The 21647-nt window shown below is 72.6% G+C and carries 19 protein-coding genes; 7 read left to right on the top strand and 12 right to left on the bottom strand.

Annotated features, from left to right (window positions below; translation table 11 throughout):
- Window positions 1-18: 18 nt before the first annotated feature.
- From O7598_RS08910 to O7598_RS08900, 3 genes are all read right to left on the bottom strand, one after another.
- Window positions 19-936, bottom strand: coding sequence for an ATP-grasp domain-containing protein (locus O7598_RS08910; protein ID WP_269690848.1), 918 nt, complete (start codon window positions 934-936; stop codon window positions 19-21).
- A 15-nt stretch (window positions 937-951) separates the two neighbouring features.
- Window positions 952-1284, bottom strand: a complete 333-nt coding sequence (locus O7598_RS08905; protein WP_091071894.1) for a hypothetical protein — start codon at window positions 1282-1284, stop codon at window positions 952-954.
- A 234-nt stretch (window positions 1285-1518) separates the two neighbouring features.
- Complete coding sequence (locus tag O7598_RS08900; protein WP_269690847.1) at window positions 1519-2478, bottom strand: heme o synthase; 960 nt, start codon at window positions 2476-2478, stop codon at window positions 1519-1521.
- Between the two features lie 262 nt (window positions 2479-2740).
- Between O7598_RS08900 and tkt the strand changes: the two genes are divergently transcribed.
- The 6 genes from tkt to pgl all read left to right on the top strand — a co-directional run bounded on the left by tkt (window position 2741) and on the right by pgl (window position 11115).
- Window positions 2741-4879 carry a transketolase gene (gene tkt, locus O7598_RS08895; RefSeq protein ID WP_269690846.1) on the top strand — a complete coding sequence of 713 codons (2139 nt, stop codon included), beginning with the start codon at window positions 2741-2743 and terminating at the stop codon, window positions 4877-4879.
- Between the two features lie 16 nt (window positions 4880-4895).
- On the top strand, window positions 4896-6074 hold the full coding sequence (gene tal, locus O7598_RS08890) for a transaldolase (protein WP_269690845.1): 1179 nt from the start codon (window positions 4896-4898) through the stop codon (window positions 6072-6074).
- A gap of 78 nt (window positions 6075-6152) precedes the next feature.
- A complete protein-coding gene (locus O7598_RS08885; RefSeq protein WP_269690844.1) occupies window positions 6153-7718 on the top strand; it encodes a glucose-6-phosphate isomerase in 1566 nt (521 codons plus the stop codon).
- 50 nt (window positions 7719-7768) lie between these two features.
- Window positions 7769-9283: a glucose-6-phosphate dehydrogenase gene (zwf, locus tag O7598_RS08880; RefSeq protein ID WP_269690843.1), complete on the top strand. Its 1515-nt coding sequence runs from the start codon at window positions 7769-7771 to the stop codon at window positions 9281-9283.
- Window positions 9280-10296: a glucose-6-phosphate dehydrogenase assembly protein OpcA gene (locus tag O7598_RS08875; RefSeq protein WP_269690842.1), complete on the top strand. Its 1017-nt coding sequence runs from the start codon at window positions 9280-9282 to the stop codon at window positions 10294-10296. The genes zwf and O7598_RS08875 overlap by 4 nt, the downstream gene beginning before the upstream one ends.
- Before the next feature lie 48 nt (window positions 10297-10344).
- On the top strand, window positions 10345-11115 hold the full coding sequence (gene pgl / locus O7598_RS08870) for a 6-phosphogluconolactonase (protein WP_091071909.1): 771 nt from the start codon (window positions 10345-10347) through the stop codon (window positions 11113-11115).
- A gap of 81 nt (window positions 11116-11196) precedes the next feature.
- Here the strand turns inward: pgl and O7598_RS08865 are convergent, their stop codons facing one another.
- The 8 genes from O7598_RS08865 to rapZ form a co-directional block, all read right to left on the bottom strand.
- Entirely contained in the window at window positions 11197-11541 is a 345-nt protein-coding gene (locus O7598_RS08865; RefSeq protein WP_091071912.1) for an RNA polymerase-binding protein RbpA, read from the bottom strand.
- A gap of 132 nt (window positions 11542-11673) precedes the next feature.
- A complete protein-coding gene (gene secG / locus O7598_RS08860; protein WP_181569394.1) occupies window positions 11674-11934 on the bottom strand; it encodes a preprotein translocase subunit SecG in 261 nt (86 codons plus the stop codon).
- Window positions 11935-12029: 95 nt separating this feature from the next.
- On the bottom strand, window positions 12030-12821 hold the full coding sequence (gene tpiA / locus O7598_RS08855) for a triose-phosphate isomerase (RefSeq protein ID WP_269690841.1): 792 nt from the start codon (window positions 12819-12821) through the stop codon (window positions 12030-12032).
- Complete coding sequence (locus O7598_RS08850) at window positions 12822-14021, bottom strand: phosphoglycerate kinase (RefSeq protein WP_269690840.1); 1200 nt, start codon at window positions 14019-14021, stop codon at window positions 12822-12824.
- The gene (gap, locus tag O7598_RS08845; protein WP_107162499.1) at window positions 14018-15022 is read right to left on the bottom strand and encodes a type I glyceraldehyde-3-phosphate dehydrogenase; all 1005 of its coding nucleotides are present in this window, start codon (window positions 15020-15022) and stop codon (window positions 14018-14020) included. Before gap ends, O7598_RS08850 begins: the two co-directional genes overlap by 4 nt.
- Window positions 15023-15289: 267 nt before the next feature.
- A complete protein-coding gene (gene whiA / locus O7598_RS08840) occupies window positions 15290-16270 on the bottom strand; it encodes a DNA-binding protein WhiA (RefSeq protein WP_018788213.1) in 981 nt (326 codons plus the stop codon).
- 55 nt (window positions 16271-16325) lie between these two features.
- Complete coding sequence (locus tag O7598_RS08835) at window positions 16326-17327, bottom strand: gluconeogenesis factor YvcK family protein (RefSeq protein WP_269690839.1); 1002 nt, start codon at window positions 17325-17327, stop codon at window positions 16326-16328.
- Window positions 17324-18232 carry an RNase adapter RapZ gene (gene rapZ, locus O7598_RS08830; protein WP_269694808.1) on the bottom strand — a complete coding sequence of 303 codons (909 nt, stop codon included), beginning with the start codon at window positions 18230-18232 and terminating at the stop codon, window positions 17324-17326. Before rapZ ends, O7598_RS08835 begins: the two co-directional genes overlap by 4 nt.
- Before the next feature lie 226 nt (window positions 18233-18458).
- Between rapZ and recQ the strand changes: the two genes are divergently transcribed.
- Complete coding sequence (recQ, locus tag O7598_RS08825) at window positions 18459-20300, top strand: DNA helicase RecQ (protein WP_269690838.1); 1842 nt, start codon at window positions 18459-18461, stop codon at window positions 20298-20300.
- Window positions 20301-20390: 90 nt separating this feature from the next.
- Here the strand turns inward: recQ and O7598_RS08820 are convergent, their stop codons facing one another.
- On the bottom strand, window positions 20391-21038 hold the full coding sequence (locus O7598_RS08820; RefSeq protein WP_269690837.1) for a C39 family peptidase: 648 nt from the start codon (window positions 21036-21038) through the stop codon (window positions 20391-20393).
- Window positions 21039-21647 lie beyond the last annotated feature (609 nt).

The following is a 21647-nucleotide window of genomic DNA, read 5'->3' as shown; positions in this document are numbered from 1 at the left end:
CACTCAGCGCCGGGGCGGTCAGGGGCGGCGGGGCAGGTGGGCGAGGATCGCCTCGGCGAGCCGGTCCGGTGCGCCGTCGGCGTGGCCGACGAACAGGCTCGGCTCGGTCAGCTCCAGCTCCACCAGCACGGGTGATCCGTCCGGGCCGGGGATCAGGTCGACCCGGGCGTAGAGCAGCCGGTCGGTGCCACCGGGGACGGCGGCCAGCACCTTCTCGGCGACCGTCAGCTGCTCGTCGGTGGCGGTGCGGGCGTCGATCCGCTCCTCCTTGTAGAGCGCGGCCTCGCCCAGGTCCGGCCCGGTCAGCATCGGCCCCTTGCGGATCGCGTGGCTGAACGCCAGGCCGCCGGGGCCGGCAAGGTAGAGCAACGCCGTCTCGCCGGCGGTGTCCACCGCGTCGAGGTAGGGCTGGACCATCGTCACCCGGCCGGCGTCACCGAGCCGCCGCACGTGCGCCGACGCCAGTGCCCGGTGCTCCGGGTCGGCCAGGTCGTAGCGCCCGGTGTCCTGGCTGCCGGCGCTGACCGCCGGCTTGAGCACGTGTTCGCCGCTCGGCGGCGCCGCCCAGCGCTCCCCCGGCGCGACCCAGGCCGTCGGCACGGTGGGCACCCCGGCGGCGGAGAGTTCGGCCAGGTAGCGCTTGTCGGTGTTCCAGGCGACCACGTCGGCCGGGTTGACCAGCGCCGGCACGGTGCGCGCCCAGGCGACGAACTCGTCCCGGCGCAGGGCATAGTCCCAGGGTGAGCGGAGCACGACCAGGTCGTAGCCGGACCAGTCGACGGCCGGGTCGTCCCAGACCGCGATCTCGGTGGCGACACCGCGGGCCGCGAGCGGATCGAGCGCGAGCCGGTCGTCCGGGTCGAGGTCGGGCAGGGCGGCACAGGTGACGAGAGCGACCCGGGGTTTCCCCCGGGTCGGCTGGTGGTGGTCGGTCATGCGGTTATCTGTATGTCAACGGGCCATCGTGCGCCGGGCCATCGACCGCCACAGGTCGTTGCTCGGACGCATCTGGTCCATCAGCTCACGCTCCCAGGCGTTCTCGACGTCGACTCCGGCCGTGGCGCAGGCCTGCCGTGCGACGACGGTGTCGTCGGCGAACTGGTCCGCCCACGCCCCGTCGGAACCCACGAGCACGATCCGCGCGCCCCGCTTGCCGACGTACTCGATGACCGCCTTGGCGCCGCCGTGCCCGGCGGCGAACGACTTGATGCCCGCGACCAGGCCGTTGGGGGCCTGCTCACCGGACTTGTCAGCCGTCAGCGTCGTATCGGAACCATCTGCCATGACGCGAAGCCTAAGCAGACTTCCACCCGGATGTGCGAGAACCATGAACTGAATGTGATGCCAATTACCCGCCGGTTTAAGAAGAACCACAGGTAATTTGCCCGGATTTGTCGCTTAAAAGAGGACGAAGTGGGCGGCTCGGATCGTCACGCTCTGTCCAGGTTGATCCCCTGCGGTGGAACCGAAAAAAACTTCTGATGAACCGCCTCACGTGCGCAGACGCGGACCCGACGGTCAGATCAGTGCGTCGAGGGCGACCGCGGCGAACAGGATGGTGAGGTAGGTGGTCGACCAGTGGAACAGCCGCATCGGCTTGACCGCCTCGCCACGCGTCGCGCGCCGGCACAGCTTGTGCGCCTCGACCACGAAGATCCCGCCGACGACAAGCGCGGTCACCCCGTAGAGCGGGCTCATCCCGAGCGGCCAGACCGCCAGCGACGACAGCAGCGTCAGCCAGGAGAAGCCGATGATCTCCGCGTTGACCCGCCGGACGGAGGCCACCACCGGCAGCATCGGGATGCCGGCCCGGGCGTAGTCGTCCTTGTACTTGATGGCCAGCGCGTAGAAATGCGGCATCTGCCAGAAGAAGACCACCGCGAACAGGCCCCAGGCCGCCGGCGCGAGCGAGCCGGTGACCGCGGCCCAGCCGATCAGCACCGGCGCCGCGCCACAGGCGCCGCCCCAGAACGTGTTGGCGGCCGTGGTCCGCTTCAACCAGAGCGTGTAGACCAGGTCGTAGTAGGCGATCGCGGCCAGCGTCAGGCCGGCCGCAAGCCAGTTGGTGGTCGCCGCCATCAGCGCCACCGACACCGCCGCCAGCACCAGCCCGAAGACCAGGGCGTTGCGCGGCGACACGGTGTGCGCCGGCAGCGGGCGGCGCTTGGTGCGCCGCATCAACTGGTCGATGTCCCGGTCGATGTAGCAGTTGAGCACGCTGGCCGCGCCGGCCGCGAGCGAGCCACCGATCAGCACCACGGCCACCAGCCACAACGACGGCATGCCGCCGTCCGCGAGCATCATCGCCGGCACGGTGGTGACCAGCAGCAGCTCGACGATCCGGGGTTTGGTCAGCGCGACGTAGGCGGCCACCACGGCCCGCACGTCCCGCCGGCCGGTCGCCGGCGCCTCCGCCACCGTGGCCACCGGCGACGCCCCGGCAGGATTGCTGACCGGGCGCTCGGTGATCATGCTCACGGATTGCCACCTTCCGGCTTCGGCAGGGGAGGTCGTCGGCCCGGACCCGAGCCGGGTCCACACACCGCCCCACACACTACGCGTCGTCGTTTTGGCTGCCCCGCAGACCCGGCAACGGTGCGGGCCGTCACACCCGAGGTTGAACGCCCGATCGGGGCGGACACGTAGAAGTCAGCATGCCGAGATCCCCGGGCGGACGTTTAGCGACGCTCGATAGGGTCATCAGTGAGGGTTCCGCCCATCTGCCGAGGAGCACATCAACGTGGCTGCGAAACGACCCGAGCTTCCCGCTCTCAACTGGTCCGACCTCGACCGCAGGGCCGTCGACACGGTCCGCGTGCTGGCCATGGACGCCGTGGAGAAATCCGGCAACGGCCACCCGGGCACGGCGATGAGCCTCGCCCCGGCGGCCTACCTTCTCTTCAACCGGGTCATGCGCCACAACCCGACCGACCCGAACTGGCCCGGCCGGGACCGCTTCGTGCTGTCCGCCGGGCACTCCAGCCTGACCCTCTACATCCAGCTCTTCCTCTCCGGCTACCCGCTGGCCCTGGACGACCTCAAGGCGCTGCGCCAGTGGGGCTCGCTCACCCCGGGTCACCCGGAGCACGGCCACACCCCGGGCGTGGAGACCACCACCGGCCCGCTCGGCCAGGGGCTCGGCAACGCGGTCGGCATGGCCATGGCGGCCCGCCGCGAGCGGGGTCTGTTCGACAGCGAGCCGGACCGCGCCGACTCGCCCTTCCGGCACGACATCTGGTGCATCGCCTCCGACGGCGACATCGAGGAGGGCATCACCCACGAGGTGAGCGCGCTCGCCGGCCACCAGCAGCTCGGCAACCTCTGCGTGATCTACGACGACAACGAGATCTCGATCGAGGACGACACCCGGATCGCCAAGAGCGAGGACGTGGCGGCCCGCTACGAGGCGTACGGCTGGCACGTGCAGACCGTCGACTGGCGCACCGGCGACGCCGACCAGGGCGACTACCACGAGGACGTGGAGGCGCTCTACCAGGCGCTGCTGGCGGCCAAGGCGGAGACCGGGCGGCCGTCGTTCGTCGCGCTGCGCACCATCATCGGCTGGCCCGCGCCGAACAAGCAGAACACCGGCAAGATCCACGGCTCGGCGCTCGGCGCGGACGAGGTCAAGGCCACCAAGGAGATCCTCGGCTTCGACCCGCAGCGCACCTTCCAGGTCGACGAGGAGGTGCTCGAGCACGCCCGCGAGGTCATCGGGCGCGGCGCCGAGGCGCAGGCCGAGTGGGAGAAGGGGTTCGACGCCTGGGCGAAGGCCAACCCGGAGCGCAGGGCGCTGTGGGAGCGGATGGCCACCCGTACGCTGCCGACCGGCTGGACCGACGCGCTGCCGACCTTCCCGGCGGACGCCAAGGGCGTCGCCACCCGGGCCGCCTCCGGCAAGGTCCTGGAGGCCCTCGCCCCGGTGCTGCCCGAGCTGTGGGGCGGTTCGGCCGACCTGGCCGAGAGCAACAACACCACCATGAAGGGCGAGCCGTCCTTCGTCCCGTCCGGGCACGCCACCAAGGACTTCCCGGGCGACGAGTACGGCCGCACGCTGCACTTCGGCATCCGTGAGCACGGCATGGGCTCGATCCTCAACGGCATCGCCCTGCACGGCGGAACCCGCCCCTACGGCGGCACGTTCCTGGTCTTCAGCGACTACATGCGTCCGTCGGTGCGGCTCGCCGCGCTGATGAAGCTGCCGGTGACCTACGTCTGGACGCACGACTCGATCGGTCTCGGCGAGGACGGCCCGACCCACCAGCCGATCGAGCACCTGAGCGCGCTGCGGGCCATCCCCGGCCTGGACGTGGTCCGCCCGGCCGACGCCAACGAGACCGCCTGGGCGTGGCGGCAGGCGCTGGAGCACACCGACCGGCCGACCGCGCTGGCGCTCAGCCGGCAGGCGCTGCCGACGATCGACCGCACCGAGTTCGGCCCCGCCGAGGGCACCGCCAAGGGCGGGTACGTGCTGGCCGAGGCGTCCAACGGCAAGCCGCAGGTGATCATCGTCGGCACCGGTTCCGAGGTGCAGCTCTGCCTCACCGCCCGGGAGCGGCTGGAGGCCGACGGCACCCCCACCCGGGTGGTGTCCATGCCGTGCCAGGAATGGTTCTTCGCGCAGGACGAGGCGTACCGGGAGTCGGTGCTGCCGCGCGGGGTAAAGGCACGGGTGAGCGTGGAGGCGGGCATCGCGATGTCCTGGCGGGCGATCGTCGGCGACAGCGGTGAGTGCGTGAGCATCGAGCACTACGGCGCGAGCGCGCCCTACACCGTGCTCTTCGAGCAGTTCGGGTTCACCCCCGACCGGATCGTGGCCGCCGCGCACGCGGCGCTGACCCGGGTGGGCGACATCACCGGTTTCACGACCGGCAACTGAGGGGAGCGTGGACGGCATGACGGACAGGCTGAGCGAGCTCCAGAACGCCGGGGTGGCGATCTGGCTCGACGATCTTTCCCGGGTACGACTGAGCTCCGGCGGGCTGGACAAGCTGCGCCGGGAGAGCCACGTGGCCGGGGTGACCACCAACCCGACGATCTTCGCCAAGGCGCTGAGCGACGCCGACGAGTACGACTGGCAGCTCCGTGACCTCGCCACCCGCGACGTGGACGTGGAGGAGGCGGTCCGCATGCTCACCACGTACGACGTGCGGTGGGCCTGCGACGTGATGCGTCCCTCGTACGACGCCAGCGACGGCGTGGACGGCCGGGTCTCGATCGAGGTGGACCCGCGTTCGGCGCACGACGCGGACAAGACCGCCGCCGAGGCCAAGGCGCTGTGGTGGCTGGTCGACCGGCCGAACCTCTTCATCAAGATCCCGGCGACCGAGGAGGGCCTGCCGGCGATCACGAAGACGCTCGCCGAGGGGATCAGCGTGAACGTCACGCTGATCTTCGGGCTGGACCGCTACTCGCAGGTCATGGACGCGTTCCTGGCCGGCCTGGAGCAGGCGCGGGCCAACGGGCACGACCTGTCCAAGATCGGCTCGGTGGCCTCGTTCTTCGTCTCCCGGGTCGACAGCGAGGTCGACAAGCGGCTGGAGAAGATCGGCTCGGACCAGGCCAAGGCGCTGCGCGGCAAGGCCGCGGTGGCCAACGCCCGGCTGGCGTACGAGCGCTACGGCGAGGTGTTCTCCTCCGAGCGGTGGCAGAAGCTGGCCGACGCGGGCGCCCACCCGCAGCGGCCGCTGTGGGCCTCCACCTCGACGAAGAACCCGGACTACCGGGACGTCATCTACGTCGAGGAACTGATCGCCCCCGGCACGGTCAACACCATGCCGGAGCCGGTCATCCACGCCTACGCCGAGCACGGCGAGACCCAGGCCGACACGATCACCGGCGCGTACGACGACGCGCGCCAGGCCTTCGCCGACCTGGAGTCGGTGGGCGTGGACCTGGCCGACGTGATCGCCACCCTGGAACGGGAGGGCGTGGAGAAGTTCGAGGCGAGCTGGCTGGAGCTGCTGGAGGGGGTCAAGAAGTCCCTCGCCGAGGCGGCCAAGGGCGCCGACAGCCCGCACCGGGCCGCCGAGGGCAACGCGCAGAACGCCCAGCAGGCCGGCGGGAACGCGTGACGGACGGCGTGCGACGCGTCCCGGGGCGCTGCCCCGGGGCGCGTCCCGCCGTACCGTGGAACCGGTGAGGTGAGTCACTTGAGTGACCTGCTGGCGGGGCCGGCGGACATCGCCGCCGGTCTGGCCGTGCACGGCGCGGACGCGGTGGACCGCTCCGCGCGTGCCGCGCTGGTCGCCCGGGACCTGCCCGCGCGCCTGACCGCCAAGGACCCCACCCTCTGGGGCGTCGGCGCCGAGGCGGCGGCCCATGGCCGGCTGGGCTGGGTCGACACCCACTGCCGCAGCCGGGATCTCCTCCCCCAGCTCGCCGAGCTGGCCGCCGAGCTGGGCGACCTCGATCACGTGGTGCTCGCCGGTGACGGCGGCGTCACGCTGGCGGCCGAGGTGATCGCCGGATGCCTGGGCCGGCCGCTGACCGTGCTCGACTCGGCCGATCCCGGCCCGGTCCGGGCGGCCCTGGCCGACCGTCCGGCGCGTACCGTGCTGGTGCTCGCCGGGCAGTCCGGCCTCGACCCGACCACCGACGCTCACCTGCGCGCCTACCGGCAGGCATGGCAGGACGCCGGGCCGGAGGCGGACCGGCACGTCGTGGTGGTCGCTCCGCTCGGCTCGGAGCTGGCGGCGCTCGCCGACGAGCTGGGCGCCGTGCTGATCCCGACCGACCCGGAGGTGGCCGGGCCGTGGTCCGCGCTCACCGCGTTCGGTCTGGTCCCGGCGGCGCTCGCCGGCGCGCCGGTCACCGAACTGCTGGACGAGGCCGCGGCGCTCGCCGACGCGCTCGACCGGGAGCGGGACAATCCCGCTCTCGCGCTCGGCGCGGCGCTGGGCGCGGCGGCCGCCGGCGGGCGGTCCACCGTGGCGCTGGTGCCCGACGGCACCGGCCTCGACGGGCTGCGGCACTGGGCCGGCGCGCTGCTCGGCGCGGCGACCGGCGGGCGGGTGCTGCCGCTCGCGGCGGAGTCCCCCGACGCGCCGGGCGCCACCGCCCCGGAGGTGCTGACGGTCGGGATCGGCGGCGCGCTGGCGCCGGGTGTGGCGCCCGGCGTGGCCGCCGACGTGGCGGTCAACGGGCCGCTCGGCGCGCAGTTCCTCACCTGGTCCTACGCCGCCGCGACCGCCGCCGCGGCGCTGCGGGTCGACCCGTTCGCGGAGCCGGCGGCCGCCTCGGCGGACGCACCGGCGGACCCGCCGCCCTCGTCGGTGGACGGCGCGGTCGAGGTGTACGCGCCGGAGGGCGCCCCCGCCGACCTGGCCGGTGCCCTGCGCTGGCTCGTCGACGGGCTGGGCCCCGACGAGCACCTCGCCGTGACCGCCCACCTGGACCGGTTCGCCGACGCGGCGGCGGCCGGGCTGCGCCCGCTGCTGGCGCGCGGCACCGGGCGGCCGGTGACCTTCGGGTGGGGGCCCCGCCACCCGGGCCACACCGACGGGCGCGTCCGGCACCTGCAGATCACCGGTGCGGTCACCGATGATCTGCCGGTGCCCGGACGCCCGTACACCTTCGCGGAACTTCAGGCGGCCCAGGCCGCCGGCGACCGGCGGGCCCTGGCCGGCCGGGAGCGACAGGTGCTGCGACTGCACCTGACCGAGCGGGCGGCGGGCGTCGCCCAACTGCTGGATACGGCCGGACGGACACGTACGTGACGATCAATGACCTGGAATCAGTGGACCGAGATGCAGGAGGAGGTGGCCCGGTGAACCCGCTGCGCGACCCGCAGGACCGGCGGCTGCCGCGGATCCCCGAGCCGTGCGCCTTGGTGATCTTCGGGGTCACCGGGGACCTGTCCCGCAAGAAGCTGCTGCCGGCGGTCTACGACCTGGCCAACCGGGGGCTCCTGCCGCCCGGCTTCGTGGTCCTCGGCTTCGCCCGCCGCGACTGGGGCGACGGCGACTTCGAGTCGCTGGCGCACGACGCGGCCAAGAAGCACGCCCGCACCCCGTGGCGGGAGGAGGTCTGGGCCCGGCTCGTCGGCAACATCAAGTTCGTCGGCGGCTCGTTCGACGACGACGCCGCCTTCGACCACCTCGCCACCACGCTCGACGAGTTGCGCGACACGCACGGCATCGCCGGCAACGCCGCGTTCTACTTCTCCATCCCCCCGGCGGCCTTCCCGGTGGTGCTCAAGCAGCTCGCCCGCACCGGCATGGCGGACAACGAGAAGTCCGGCGGCTGGCGGCGGGTCGTGGTGGAGAAGCCGTTCGGCAACGACCTGCCCTCGGCCAAGGCGCTCAACGACCTGGTCGACGACGTCTTCACCAGCCAGGACGTCTTCCGGATCGACCACTACCTGGGCAAGGAGACGGTCCAGAACATCCTGGCGCTGCGGTTCGCCAACAACCTGTTCGAGCCGCTGTGGAACTCCAAGTACGTCGACTCGGTGCAGATCACCATGGCCGAGGACGTCGGCATCGGCACCCGGGCCGCGTTCTACGACTCGGTCGGCACCGCCCGCGACGTGCTCCAGAACCACCTGCTCCAGCTGCTCGCCCTGGTCGCGATGGAGGAGCCGACGAGCTTCGACGCCGACGAGATCCGGGCCGAGAAGCTCAAGGTGCTCAAGGCGATCGCCGTGCCGAAGGACATCGCCGCGGACACCGTGCGCGGGCAGTACCTGCCCGGCTGGGTGGGCGGCGAACGCGCCAAGGGCTACCTGGAGGAGGAGGACGTCCCGGCGGACTCCACCACCGAGACGTACGTGGCGGTGAAGCTGGCCATCCAGAACCGGCGCTGGGCCGGGGTGCCGTTCTACATCCGGGCCGGCAAGCGGCTGCCCCGACGGGTCACCGAGGTGGCCATCATGTTCAAGAAGGCGCCGCACCTGCCGTTCAACCCGGCCGACATGGAGTCGCTCGGCTCCAACCAGCTCGTCATCCGGGTGCAGCCGGACGAGGGCGTGGTGCTGAAGTTCGGCTCCAAGGTGCCGGGCACCACCATGGAGGTCCGCGACATCGCGATGGACTTCCAGTACGGCGAGGCGTTCACCGAGTCCAGCCCCGAGGCGTACGAGCGGCTGGTGCTGGACGTGCTCATCGGCGACCGCACGCTGTTCCCGGACGCCGCCGAGGTGGAGCAGAGCTGGCAGGTGGTGGACCCGCTGGAGCACGCCTGGGAGGGCACGAAGCCGGAGCCCTACCGGGCCGGCGAGTGGGGCCCCCGGGCCGCCGACGAGATGCTGGCCGCCGAGGGCCGGGCTTGGAGAAGAGCATGATCGGGTTGTGGGACACCACCGGCAACGAGGTGGTCAAGGCGCTGGCCGCCGAGCGGCGCAGCGCGGGCGGGGTGGCCAGCGGCATGGCGCTCACCCTGATCGTCGTGGTGGACGAGAAGCGGGTCCGGGAGGCCGAGGCGGCGGCCACCATCGCCGCCGCCGCGCACCCGTGCCGGCTGCTCGTGGTGGTCCGCTCCGAGGTCGAGCGGGACCGCAACCGGCTGGACGCGGAGATCGTCGTGGGCGGCCGGCTCGGACCGTGCGAGGCGGTGGTCACCCGGATGTACGGCCGGCTGGCGCTGCACGCCGAGTCCGTGGTGATGCCGCTGCTGGTGCCGGACGTGCCGGTGGTGACCTGGTGGCACGGTGAGCCGCCGGCCGAGATTTCCACCGACTTCCTCGGCGTGGTCGCCGACCGGCGGATCACCGACTCGGCGCAGGCCGCCGACCCGATCGCCGCGCTGCGGGAGCGGGCCTGCGACTACGCGCCGGGCGACACCGACCTGGCCTGGACCCGGATCACCCCGTGGCGCACGCTCGTCGCCGGCGCGTTCGACACCACCCAGGCCCGGGTCACCGAGGCGACAGTGGTGGCGCCGCGCACCGACCCGACGGCGGCGCTGATGTGCGGCTGGCTGAGCGCCCGGCTGGGCATCGAGCCGGTCTGGGAGCACACCGACGAGTTCCCGCGGATGCGCGAGGTGCAGTTGCGCTGCGCCAACGGCGACGAGCTGACGCTGACCCGGGACGACAGCGTCGCGGTGTTCCGGCGTACCGGGCAGGAGGACCGGACGCTGCCGCTGGTCCGCCGGCCGCTCGGCGACGAGCTGGCCGAGGAGCTGCGCCGCCTCGACGCCGACCAGGTGTACGCCGAGGCGCTCGGCGCGACGGCCGGACTGACCGGCCTGGACCAGCGTGCGCCGCAGCGGGTGCACGTGTGGAAGGATCCGGCGACCGCCCAGCGGGCCGAGGCCGGCGTGACCGCGCACGCGGGCGCGACCGCCAACGAGTGACCACCCGCACCGGGCGGTCGGACGCACAGAGACACGAGGGCACGACGGATGACTGAGGCGAGTGTCGCCGTACACGCCGACCCCGACCTGCTGGCGCAGGCGGTGGCGGCCCGGCTGGTGGTGAAGCTGCTCGACGCGCAGGCCGAGCGCGGTCAGGCGTCGGTGGTGCTGACCGGCGGGCGGATCGCCGCGGCGGTCTACCGGGCGATCGGCCAGTTGCCCGCCCGGGACGCGGTGGACTGGTCCCGGGTCGACGTCTGGTGGGGCGACGAGCGGTTCCTGCCCTCCGGCGACCCGGAGCGCAACGAGACCCAGGCCCGGGCGGCGCTGCTGGACGCGGTGCCGCTGGACCCGGCCCGGGTGCACCCGATGCCGGCGTCCGACGGCCCGGCCGGCGACGACCCGGAGGCGGCCGCCGCCGGGTACGCGCGGGAGCTGGCCGCCGCCGCCCGGCCGGGCACCGCGGCCCTGCCCCACTTCGACGTGCTGATGCTTGGCGTCGGCGAGGACGGGCACGTGGCGTCGGTGTTCCCGGAGCACCCGGTGCACCACGACAACCGGCCGGTCAGCGCCGTGCGGGGCAGCCCGAAGCCGCCGCCGGTGCGCACCACGCTGACCCTGCCGGCGATCAACACGGCCGAGGAGGTGTGGCTCGTCGCCGCCGGGGCGGACAAGGCCCGGGCGGTGGGCATGGCGCTGGCCGGGGCCGGGCCGGTGCAACTGCCGGCGGCCGGGGTGCGTGGCGTCTCCCGTACCCTCTGGCTGCTCGACCGCGCCGCCGCGGCCGACGTCCCGCCGCGCTCCCGCAGCCTGCGGTGAAAGGAGGGGCCCCCGCTTAACGCCTGCGGTATAGGCGGGGCCCCTTCTCAACACCGTCGGGCGGTGCCCGGCGCGGACGCCTCAGGCGCGACCTCGACGCCGGCGCAACGCCGCGAGGGCCTCGGCGAGCAGCGCCTCCCCCTCCTCCGGGGTGCGCCGCTCCTGCACGTACGCCAGGTGGGTCTTGTAGGGCTCGGCGCGCTGGCGGCCCGGCGGGTTGCCCGGTTCGGGGCCGGCCGGCTCCCCGCAGCGGGGGCAGTCCCACGTCGCCGGAGTCTCGGCCTCGGCGGCGATCAGGAACTCGACCCGGTGCTCGTGGCGGCACCAGTAGACGACCGGCCGTCGTGGCGCCGGCTCGGTGCGCTGGTCGAAACGCTCGGGGGCGGACCCGATCCGGGTGCCGCGGATGACGTTGTTGCTGGGCACGGTTGCTCGCTCCCTGTCGTCGGAGGGGACCGCCGCCGGGAAGGGGTCGGCGACGGGCGACGGGCGGAGAAACAAAACTGCGCGCGGTCCGTGACGGACCGCGCGCAGATTGTACGCTTCTTCGGCGCTCGCTCAGGTGCCGCTGCTCATCTGGAGCCGGAGCCAGAGCCCCAGCCCGACGATGCACGCGAACCAGACGATCCCTACCAGAACGGTGTAGCGGTCGAGATTCTTCTCGGCCACCGAGGAACCGGCCAGGCTGGAGCTGACGCCGCCGCCGAACATGCTCGACAACCCGCCGCCCTTACCGCGGTGCAGGAGGATCAGCAGGACGAGCAGCACGCTGGTGATGACCAACAGCGTGATCATCGTGTAGGCGAACCAGATCGGCATGGCGGGGGTCAGTCCTCTCGTTACGATCACTGCCCGGACCTGTCGGGCACGGCGGCACCGACCGTTGGACGGGCAGCGTCAAGGATAGCGAGCGATCAGCGGGCCGTGTGCTCCGGGAACCGACAGATCTGCGCGAACTCCTCCGCGTCCAGGCTCGCGCCCCCCACCAGGGCCCCGTCCACGTCCGGCTGGGCCATGATCGCGGCGACGTTCGACGCCTTGACCGACCCGCCGTAGAGGATCCGGACCTGCCCGGCGGTGGTCTCGTCGTAGGTCTCCACGAGCCGCTTGCGCACCTCGCCGCAGACCTCCTGCGCGTCCTCCGGGGTCGCCGTCTTGCCGGTGCCGATCGCCCAGACCGGCTCGTACGCCACGACGACCTTGGTCACCTGCTCGGCGGTCAGACCCTTCAGCGCGCCGTCGAGCTGGTCGCAGCAGTGCGGAACCTGCTTGAGCTGCTCCCGGATCTCCAGGCCCTCACCGATGCACAGGATCGGGGTGAGCCCGTTCGCCAGCGCCGCCGCCACCTTCGCGTTGACCAGCGCGTCGTCCTCGTAGTGGTACTGCCGCCGCTCGGAGTGACCGACCACCACGTAGCCGCAGCCCAGCTTCGCCAGCATCGGCCCGGCGATGTCGCCGGTGTAGGCGCCCGAGGCGAACGGCGACAGGTCCTGCGCGCCGTAGCCGATCAGCAGCTTGTCGCCGTCCACCGCGGTCTGCACGGTACGCAGGTCGGTGAAGGGCGGCAGCACCACGCACTCGACGTCGGTGAGCTGCTTCTCGTTGAGGCTCGCGGCCAGCTTCTGCACCAGCAGGTTGGCCTCGAGGTGGTTCAAGTTCATCTTCCAGTTGCCGGCCATCAGCGGCCGGCGGGTGGTGCTCGCCATTCAGTTCTCCAGAGCCGCGATGCCGGGGAGGGTCTTGCCCTCCAGGTATTCCAGGGACGCGCCACCACCGGTGGAGATGTGCCCGAACGAGGACTCGTCCAGACCCAGGGCCCGCACCGCCGCGGCCGAGTCGCCGCCGCCGACCACGCTGAACGCGTCGGCCTTGGTGATCGCCTCGGCCACCCCGCGGGTGCCGTTGGCGAACGCCGCCATCTCGAACACGCCCATCGGGCCGTTCCAGAAGATCGTCTTCGCCTGCGACAGCACGGCCGCGAAGCCGGCCACCGTCTCCGGGCCGATGTCCAGGCCCAGCCGGTGGCTGGGGATGCCGTCGGCCGGCACCGTGTCGTGCGCGGCGTCCGGGGCGAAGGCGTCCGCGGCCACCACGTCGACCGGGAGCATGATCTTGCCCGGCGCGCGTTCCAACAGATTGCCGCAGGTCTCGACCATCTCCTCCTCCAGCAGCGAGGTGCCCACCTCGTGGCCCTGGGCCTTGAGGAAGGTGAAGCACATCCCGCCACCGATGAGCAGCCGGTCGACAGTGGGCAGCAGCGCCTCGATCACGGCCAGCTTGTCGGAGACCTTCGAGCCGCCCAGCACCACCACGTACGGCCGCTCGGGCTCACCGGTGAGCTTGCTGAGCACCTCGACCTCGCGCAGCACCAGCCGGCCGGCCACGTGCGGCAGCCGCGCCGGCACGTCGTGCACGCTCGCGTGCTTGCGGTGCACCGCGCCGAAGGCGTCGTCGACGTACGCGTCACCGAGGCCGGCGAGCTGATCGGCGAAGGCGCCCCGCTCGGCGTCGTCCTTGCTGGTCTCGCCCTTGTTGAAGCGCAGGTTCTCCAGCAGCGCGACCTGACCGTCGGCCAGCTCGGCCACGGTGGAGCGTGCCGAGTCGCCGACGGTGTCCTCGGCGAAGTGCACCGGGGCGCCGAGCAGCTCACCGAGCCGCCCGGCGACCGGGCGGAGGCTGAACTGCGGGTCCGGCGCGCCCTTCGGGCGGCCCAGGTGCGAGCAGACGACAACCTTGGCGCCGGCCTGCACCAGCGCGCTCAGCGTCGGCAGCACCGCGCGGATCCGGCCGTCGTCGGTGATGTCACCGGTCTGCTTGTCGAGCGGGACGTTCAGGTCGGCGCGCACCAGCACGCGCCGACCCGACACCCCCTCGGCGAGCAGGTCGTCGAGGTCGCGGATGCTCACAGCGACGAACCGACCAGCTTGACCAGGTCCACCAGGCGGTTGGAGTAGCCCCACTCGTTGTCGTACCAGCCGACGACCTTGACCTGGTTGCCGATCACCTTGGTCAGCGGCGCGTCGAAGATGCACGACGCCGGGTCGGTGACGATGTCGGCGGAGACGATCGGGTCCTCGTTGTAGACCAGGACGCCCTTGAGCGGGCCCTCCGCGGCGGCCTTGATCGCGGCGTTGACCTCGTCCACGGTGGTCTCCCGGCCGACCTCGACGGTCAGGTCGGTGGCCGAGCCGGTCGGGATCGGCACCCGCAGCGCGTAGCCGTCGAGCTTGCCCTTCAGCTCCGGCAGCACCAGGCCGATCGCCTTCGCGGCGCCGGTCGAGGTCGGCACGATGTTGAGCGCGGCGGCCCGGGCCCGGCGCAGGTCCTTGTGCGGCGCGTCCTGCAGGTTCTGGTCCTGCGTGTACGCGTGGATGGTGGTCATCAGACCCTTGGTGATGCCGAACGTGTCCTGCAGGACCTTCGCCATCGGGGCGAGGCAGTTGGTGGTGCAGGAGGCGTTCGAGATGATGTTGTGCTTGGCCGGGTCGTACTGGTCCTGGTTGACGCCCATCACCACGGTGACGTCCTCGTTCTTCGCCGGCGCGGAGATGATGACCTTCTTGGCCCCGCCGTCGATGTGCGCCTTCGCCTTGGTGGCGTCGGTGAAGAACCCGGTGGACTCGATGACGACGTCGACACCGACCTCGCTCCACGGCAGCTTGCCGGGGTCCTTCTCCTCGAACACCTTGATGGCCTTGCCGCCCACGGTGATCTCGTCGGCGCTGGCCTTCACCTCGTGCGGGAGGCGGCCCAGGATGCTGTCGTACTTGACAAGGTGGGCGAGCGTCGCGTTGTCGGTCAGGTCGTTGACCGCGACGATCTCGATGTCAGCGCCGGACGCCAGCACTGCCCGGAAGAAGTTACGGCCGATCCGGCCGAAGCCGTTGATGCCAACCCGGATGGTCACAGGTCCCATCTCCTCGCGTTCTGGTCCGCCGGCGTGAGAGCCCGGCCGGCGGAGATGTGTTCGCCGACCGTTGGAGCCGGTCGTCGTCGGTTCATCTCGGCCACCCCGCCGCGCGGTCCGTGGGGACCTGACCGCCCGAGGCGGTGAGGACGGTACGGGGTGCCTGTGCCGGCCCCCTTGCCGTACGCAGCGACCCTATCCGAGCGCGTGGCGGCGTGCTGCGCCGGGTGGTGATCCCGGTCGCGCGACGTCGCCCCTCGCGTCCTATCAGACCACGAGCATGTCGGGCGTGACTGCCGCTTCGGTATCCGGGATGCCGAGGTCGCGGGCCCGCTTGTCGGCGAGCGCGAGCAGCCGGCGGATCCGCCCGGCGATGGCGTCCTTGGTCAGCGGCGGCTCGGCGAGTGCGCCCAACTCCTCGAGCGAGGCCTGCCGGTGTTCCAGCCGCAGCCGCCCGGCCGAAGTGAGATGGTTGGGCGCGTCGTCGGCGAGGATCTCCAGCGCCCGGGTCACCCGGGCCGCGGCGGCCACCGCCGCGCGCGCCGAGCGACGCAGGTTGGCGTCGTCGAAGTTGGCCAGTCGGTTGGCGGTGGCGCGCACCTCCCGGCGGACCCGACGCTCCTCCCAGGCCAGCACGCTGGAGTGCGCGCCGATGCGGGTGAGCAGCGCGGCGATCGCGTCGCCGTCCTTCACCACCACCCGGTCCACGCCGCGCACCTCACGGTTCTTGGCGGTGATGCCGATCCGCCGGGCGGCGCCGACCAACGCGAGCGCCGACTCCGGCCCCGGGCAGGTGATCTCCAGCGCGCTGGAACGGCCCGGCTCGGTGAGCGAGCCGTGCGCCATGAACGCGCCCCGCCAGGCGGAGACCGCGCAGCAGACGTTGGCGGCCACCACGTGCGGCGGCAGGCCCCGCACCGGGCGGCCCCGCACGTCCAGCAGGCCGGTCTGCCGGGCGAGCGCCTCGCCGTCCTTGACCACCCGCACGATGAAGTGACTGCCCTTGCGCAGGCCGCCGGAGGCGAGCACGTGGATCTCGCTCGGATAGCCGTAGACCTCGGCGATCTCCCGCCGCAGCCGGCGGGCCACCGCGCCGGTGTCCAGCTCCGCCTCGACCACCACGCGACCCGACACGATGTGCAGGCCGCCGGCGAAGCGGAGCAGGGCGGCCATCTCCGCCCGGCGACAGCAGGGCTTGGGCACGTCGACCCGACTCAGCTCGTCCTTGACCGCAGCCGTCATCGCCATTCCAGCGCCCCCTCACGGACCGGTTCCGGCGTGTCGCCGGTGATTACGTACGTGTCTAACGATCGGCGCCCAGGACAGGCACCAGTGCGGCGCCCAGGGCGGCCGGATCATGACGGGGCGTGCCGTCGGTGACGGCGACGGGGGCGAGGACCAGCCGGGCACCCAGCGATTCTGCCGCACGTTCGACCGCCGCGGGGTCACCCACCGCCGTGGAGTCGGCAAGCACCATGTCCACCTTCAACTCGGGCAGATAGCGCCGCAGGGTGTCCAGATGGTCGGGCAGGGACAGCCCGGACGTCTCCTTCTCGGCCACCAGGTTCAGCGTCACCAGCCGGCGCGCCGGGCTGGAGACGATCGCGTCGGCCAGGCCGGGCACCAGCAGGTGCGGCAGCACGCTGGTGTACCAGCTGCCCGGCCCGAAGATCAGCCAGTCGGCGGCGCGTACCGCGGTCACCGCCTCGGCGCACGCGGCCGGCGCGGCCGGGGTGAGCCGCAGCGACTCCACAGTGCCCGAGGTGATCGCCACCTGGTGCTGCCCGCGCAGCGTGCGCACGTCGTCCGGGCGGGCCGGGTCGGCGCCGCGGACCTGGGCCTCGATCCCCACCGGCTGGCGGGACATCGGCAGCACCCGGCCGACCGCGCCGAGCATCGCCCCGGCGTGGTCGAGCGCCGCCACCGGGTCGCCGAGCAGCTCGGTCAGCCCGTGCAACAGCAGGTTGCCCACCGCGTGGCCGACCAGCGGGTCACCCACGCCGCTGCCGGCCGGTGCGCCGAGCGTCGGCGCGGGCGCGGCGGCGGCGAAGCGGTGCTGGAACAGCGCCGCGCTGCGCCGGGTCGCCGGATGGTCACCGGAGAGCGCGACCAGCGCCTGCCGCAGGTCGCCCGGGGGCAGGCCGCCGCGCTCGGCGCGCAGCCGCCCGCTGGAGCCGCCGTCGTCGCCGACCGTGACCACCGCGGTGATGTCCAGGTCGAGTCCGGGTACGCAGTGCCGCAGCGCCCGCAGGGACGCCGACAGGCCGTGGCCGCCGCCGAACGCGACCACCCGGATCGCTGTCACTCCCGCCCCAGGTCCCGGTGCTGCGGGTTGGCGGCGATGCCGGAGGCGCGCAGCCGAACGGCCAGTTCCTCGGCGATCGCGACGCTGCGGTGCTTGCCGCCGGTGCAGCCGACCGCCACCGTCAGGTAGCGCTTGCCCTCCCGCTCGAAGCCGGCGGTGGTGGCGTTGACCAGGTCCGCGTAGCCGGCGACGAACGCGTCGGCGCCCTCCTGGCCCAGCACGTACGCGCTGACCGCCTCCTCGCGCCCGGTGTGCTCGCGCAGCTCCGGCACCCAGTACGGGTTGGGCAGGAACCGGGCGTCCATCACGAAGTCGGCGTCCGGCGGGAGGCCGTACTTGAAGCCGAACGACAGCACGGTGATCCGCAGCCGGCGGGCGTCCTCGCCGCCGAACAGCTCCTCCACCCGGCGGCGCAGCTGGTTGACGTTCAGGTGGCTGGTGTCGATGATCACGTCGGCCTGGTCCCGGGCCTCCTCCAGCAGCGCCCGCTCGACCGCGATGCCGTCGGCCAGCCGCCCGTCGCCCTGCAACGGGTGCGAGCGGCGCACGCTCTCGAACCGGCGGATCAGCACCTCGTCGTCGGCGTCGACGAAGACCACCCGGGGCTGGAAGCCACGCTCGCGCAGCTCCCGGATCGCACCGGCCAGGTCGGTGGAGAAGGCGCGCGAGCGCACGTCCAGCACCATCGCCGTACGCCGGGCCGCGCCGCCGGCCTTGAACGCCAACTCGGCCATGTCCAGCAGGAGCGCCTGGGGCAGGTTGTCGACCACGTAGTAGCCGACGTTCTCCAACGCCCGGGCCACCGTGCTGCGGCCACCGCCGGAGAGGCCGGTCACCACCACCAGGGAGGTCTCCGCCTCCGCCGGCGCCGGTCGCCCCACCGCAGTCTCCGCGTCGGTCGGCACCAGGCCTTCCGCCGTTCGCGCCTCGCTCACCCGCTACCCCCAGCCGTGGCGCCGCGGCCGTCCGGCCGCGCATGGTCAGTCGCCGACTCTAACGGCTGCGACCCCGCCCGGGATTCCACGGGGTGACCACCGGAACAGCAGGTTGCCCGATTCGTCGGGGTCCCCGACCCCGCCACGCGGCCGCTGGGGACGGGGCGTCGTCGGCGGGCGCTCGTAGACTGCGCGGATGGTCTCCCCCACCGAGCAGCGGACCGAGGGCGCGCTGGGCGTGCTGCGCCGGGTCTTCGGCTACGACGCGTTCCGCGGCGTCCAGCAGGACATCATCGAGCACGTGGTGGCCGGCGGCGACGCGCTGGTGCTCATGCCCACCGGCGGCGGCAAGTCACTCTGCTACCAGATCCCCGCGCTGGTCCGCGACGGCGTGGCGGTGGTCGTCTCGCCGCTGATCGCGCTCATGCAGGACCAGGTCGACGCGCTCACCGCAGTCGGCGTGCGGGCCGGGTTCCTCAACTCGACCCAGGAGCCCGCCGAGCGGCGCCGGGTCGAGGCGGCCTACCTCGCCGGCGAGCTCGACCTGCTCTACCTGGCACCGGAAGGGCTGGCCGTCCGGTCCACCCTCGGCCTGCTGGAGCGCGGAAAGATCGGCCTGTTCGCGATCGACGAGGCGCACTGCGTCTCCCAGTGGGGGCACGACTTCCGCCCCGACTACCTCAACCTGTCGATGCTGCACGAGCGCTGGCCGCAGGTGCCGCGGATCGCGCTGACCGCCACCGCGACGCGGGCCACCCGCACCGAGATCGCCACCCGCCTCCAGCTCACCGAGGCCCGGCACTTCGTGGCCAGCTTCGATCGGCCCAACATCCAGTACCGGATCGTGCCCAAGCGGGAGCCGCGCCGGCAACTGCTGAGCCTGCTGCGCGACGAGCACCCGGGCGACGCCGGCATCGTCTACTGCCTGTCCCGGGCCTCGGTGGAGAAGACCGCCGAGTTCCTGGTCGCCAACGGCATCCCGGCGCTGCCCTACCACGCCGGCCTGGACGCGGGCACCCGCGCCCGCAACCAGCAGCGCTTCCTGCGCGAGGACGGGCTGGTCATGGTGGCCACCATCGCGTTCGGCATGGGCATCGACAAGCCCGACGTACGCTTCGTCGCCCACCTCGACCTGCCCAAGTCGGTCGAGGGCTACTACCAGGAGACCGGTCGTGCCGGGCGCGACGGGCTGCCGTCCACGGCCTGGCTGGCGTACGGGCTGCAGGACGTGGTGCAGCAACGCAAGATGATCGAGACGTCGGAGGGCGACCTGGCGCACCGGCGCAATCTCGCCGCCCACCTCGACGCGATGCTGGCGCTCTGCGAGACGGTCCGCTGCCGCCGCGCCCAACTGCTCGACTACTTCGGCGAGACCGGCGCGGCCAACTGCGGCAACTGCGACACCTGCCTCGACCCGCCGGAGTCCTGGGACGGCACGGTCGCGGCGCAGAAGCTGCTCTCCACCGTCTACCGGCTCGACCGGGAACGCAACCAGCGGTTCGGCGCCGGGCACAGCATCGACATCCTGCTCGGCAAGCACACCGACAAGATCGACCAGCACGGCCACGACGCGCTGAGCACGTTCGGCATCGGCACCGAGCTGCGCGACGTCGAGTGGCGCGGGGTGGTGCGGCAACTGCTCGCCGAGGGCCTGCTCGCCGTCGAGGGCGACTACGGCACGCTGGCACTGACCGAGGCCAGCGCCGACGTGCTCGGCCGGCGGCGCACGGTCACGCTGCGCAAGGAGCCGGAACGGCCGCTGTCGGGGCGGGCCGCGAAGCCACGCGGGTCGGCCACCGTCGTGGCCGACCTCTCCCCCGCCGCCACCGGTGTCTTCGAACGGTTGCGCGCCTGGCGGGCGGCGACCGCCAAGGAACAGGGCGTACCGGCGTACGTGATCTTCCACGACGCGACGCTGCGCCAGATCGCCGCGGAACCGCCGGCGTCGCTGGCCGAGCTGTCCCGCTTCAGCGGCGTGGGCGAGAACAAGCTCGCCAAGTACGGCGACGGGATCCTCGCCGTCCTCGCCGAGGGGTGAGCAGGGCCGGCCTCGATGGTCGAGGCCGGCCCCTCGGTGCCGAGAGGGCCGGCCCCGTTCTCGGGGTCGGCCCTCTCGCGTGTCGGCGGGTCAGCTGGTGCTGTAGCCGCGGGTGGCGATCCAGTCGGCGAGGTTGTCGACGCTCATCCGGTAGGAGGCCTGGTCGGGGTTGGCGCTGTCGGCGATGGTGACGGTGTGGCCGTCGTCCTGGTAGCCGACGACGCTGATGTAGTGGCCGCCTTCGAAGGAGTGGGTGGTGCCGTCGGTGTCGGTGGCGGTGCCGGCGATGTTGGCGACCACGGCGCGGCCGTCGTCGACGGTCTTGACGATGTCGGCGCGCAGCTTGTCGGTCTGGGTGTCGTCGGCCTTGCCGGTCTTGATCTCGACGGACTTGTAGGGCTTGCCGGTCTCCTTGTTCAGGACCGGGGTGATGTCGTTGATGCTGTTGGTGCCGTTCTCGGTGGTGCCCATCTCCTTGGCCATGGCGTCGACGTCGATGTTCTTGCCGAGCACGCTGATGGCGTTGCGGGCGGCGGCGGGGCCGCAGTAGTAGAAGTTGGGCTGGGCTTCGTAGCGCACGTCGAGTTCCCGCTCGCCGTGGCCCTTGCGGTCGGCGACCACGGTGGCCTTCTCGGCCGGGGCGGCGTGCGCGGCGATGGCGGGTCCGGCGATGCCACCGGCGGTGGCGGCGATACCGGCGGCGGTGAGCACGGTCTTACGCAGCAGGGTGGTAGCCATGATGGTGCCTCCCAAGGGGGGTTGGGGGATCACGCGGGCGTCGCGGGGGGACGCGGACACGCGGAAGGGGGAAAGTTTGGGGGTGGGCCCGGCGGCGGGTGGCCTGCTCGGGGCCCGGGAGCCGGCGCCGGCCGGGTGGGTGGCCTGCTCGGCGGCTCGGGGGATGTAACGACGACCGGTGCGCGGGCATTCCCACGCCGGCCGCGGCTGCTCGGTGGCTCGGGGGTGTAACGACGACCGGCGCCCGGTCATTCCCATGCCGGCCGGTGACCGGTCAACCGGGCTGCCCGACAGGGCCGGGCTCCACGCGGTCTGCCAGGTATAACGCCCCGCCCCCCGCAGCGATTCCACCCTGACGGTGGCGCCGACCACGGCCCGCCCCCACCGAAACGGACAAACCTCAGGGACGTCGGGGTGGGGCGTCGGGACTCTCGGGCGTGTCGCCGCCGGAGAAGAAGTAGGCCTGAGAGCGGTATACCTCAGAGGCATATTTATGACCGTGAGGTATACCGCGCAAAAGTACACATCATTCGGGAGCCGTTACGCACCGTGCGGTGGGCCGGGGACGGGGTCTTTGCCCGCCTCGGCGTGCCCGGTGCGGTCAGCGGC

The organism is Micromonospora sp. WMMC241, from assembly GCF_027460165.1.
Classification (GTDB): Bacteria; Actinomycetota; Actinomycetes; order Mycobacteriales; family Micromonosporaceae; genus Micromonospora; species Micromonospora humi.
Note: the sequence above shows the minus strand (reverse complement) of the source record. Positions and strands in the feature narration are given on the sequence as shown.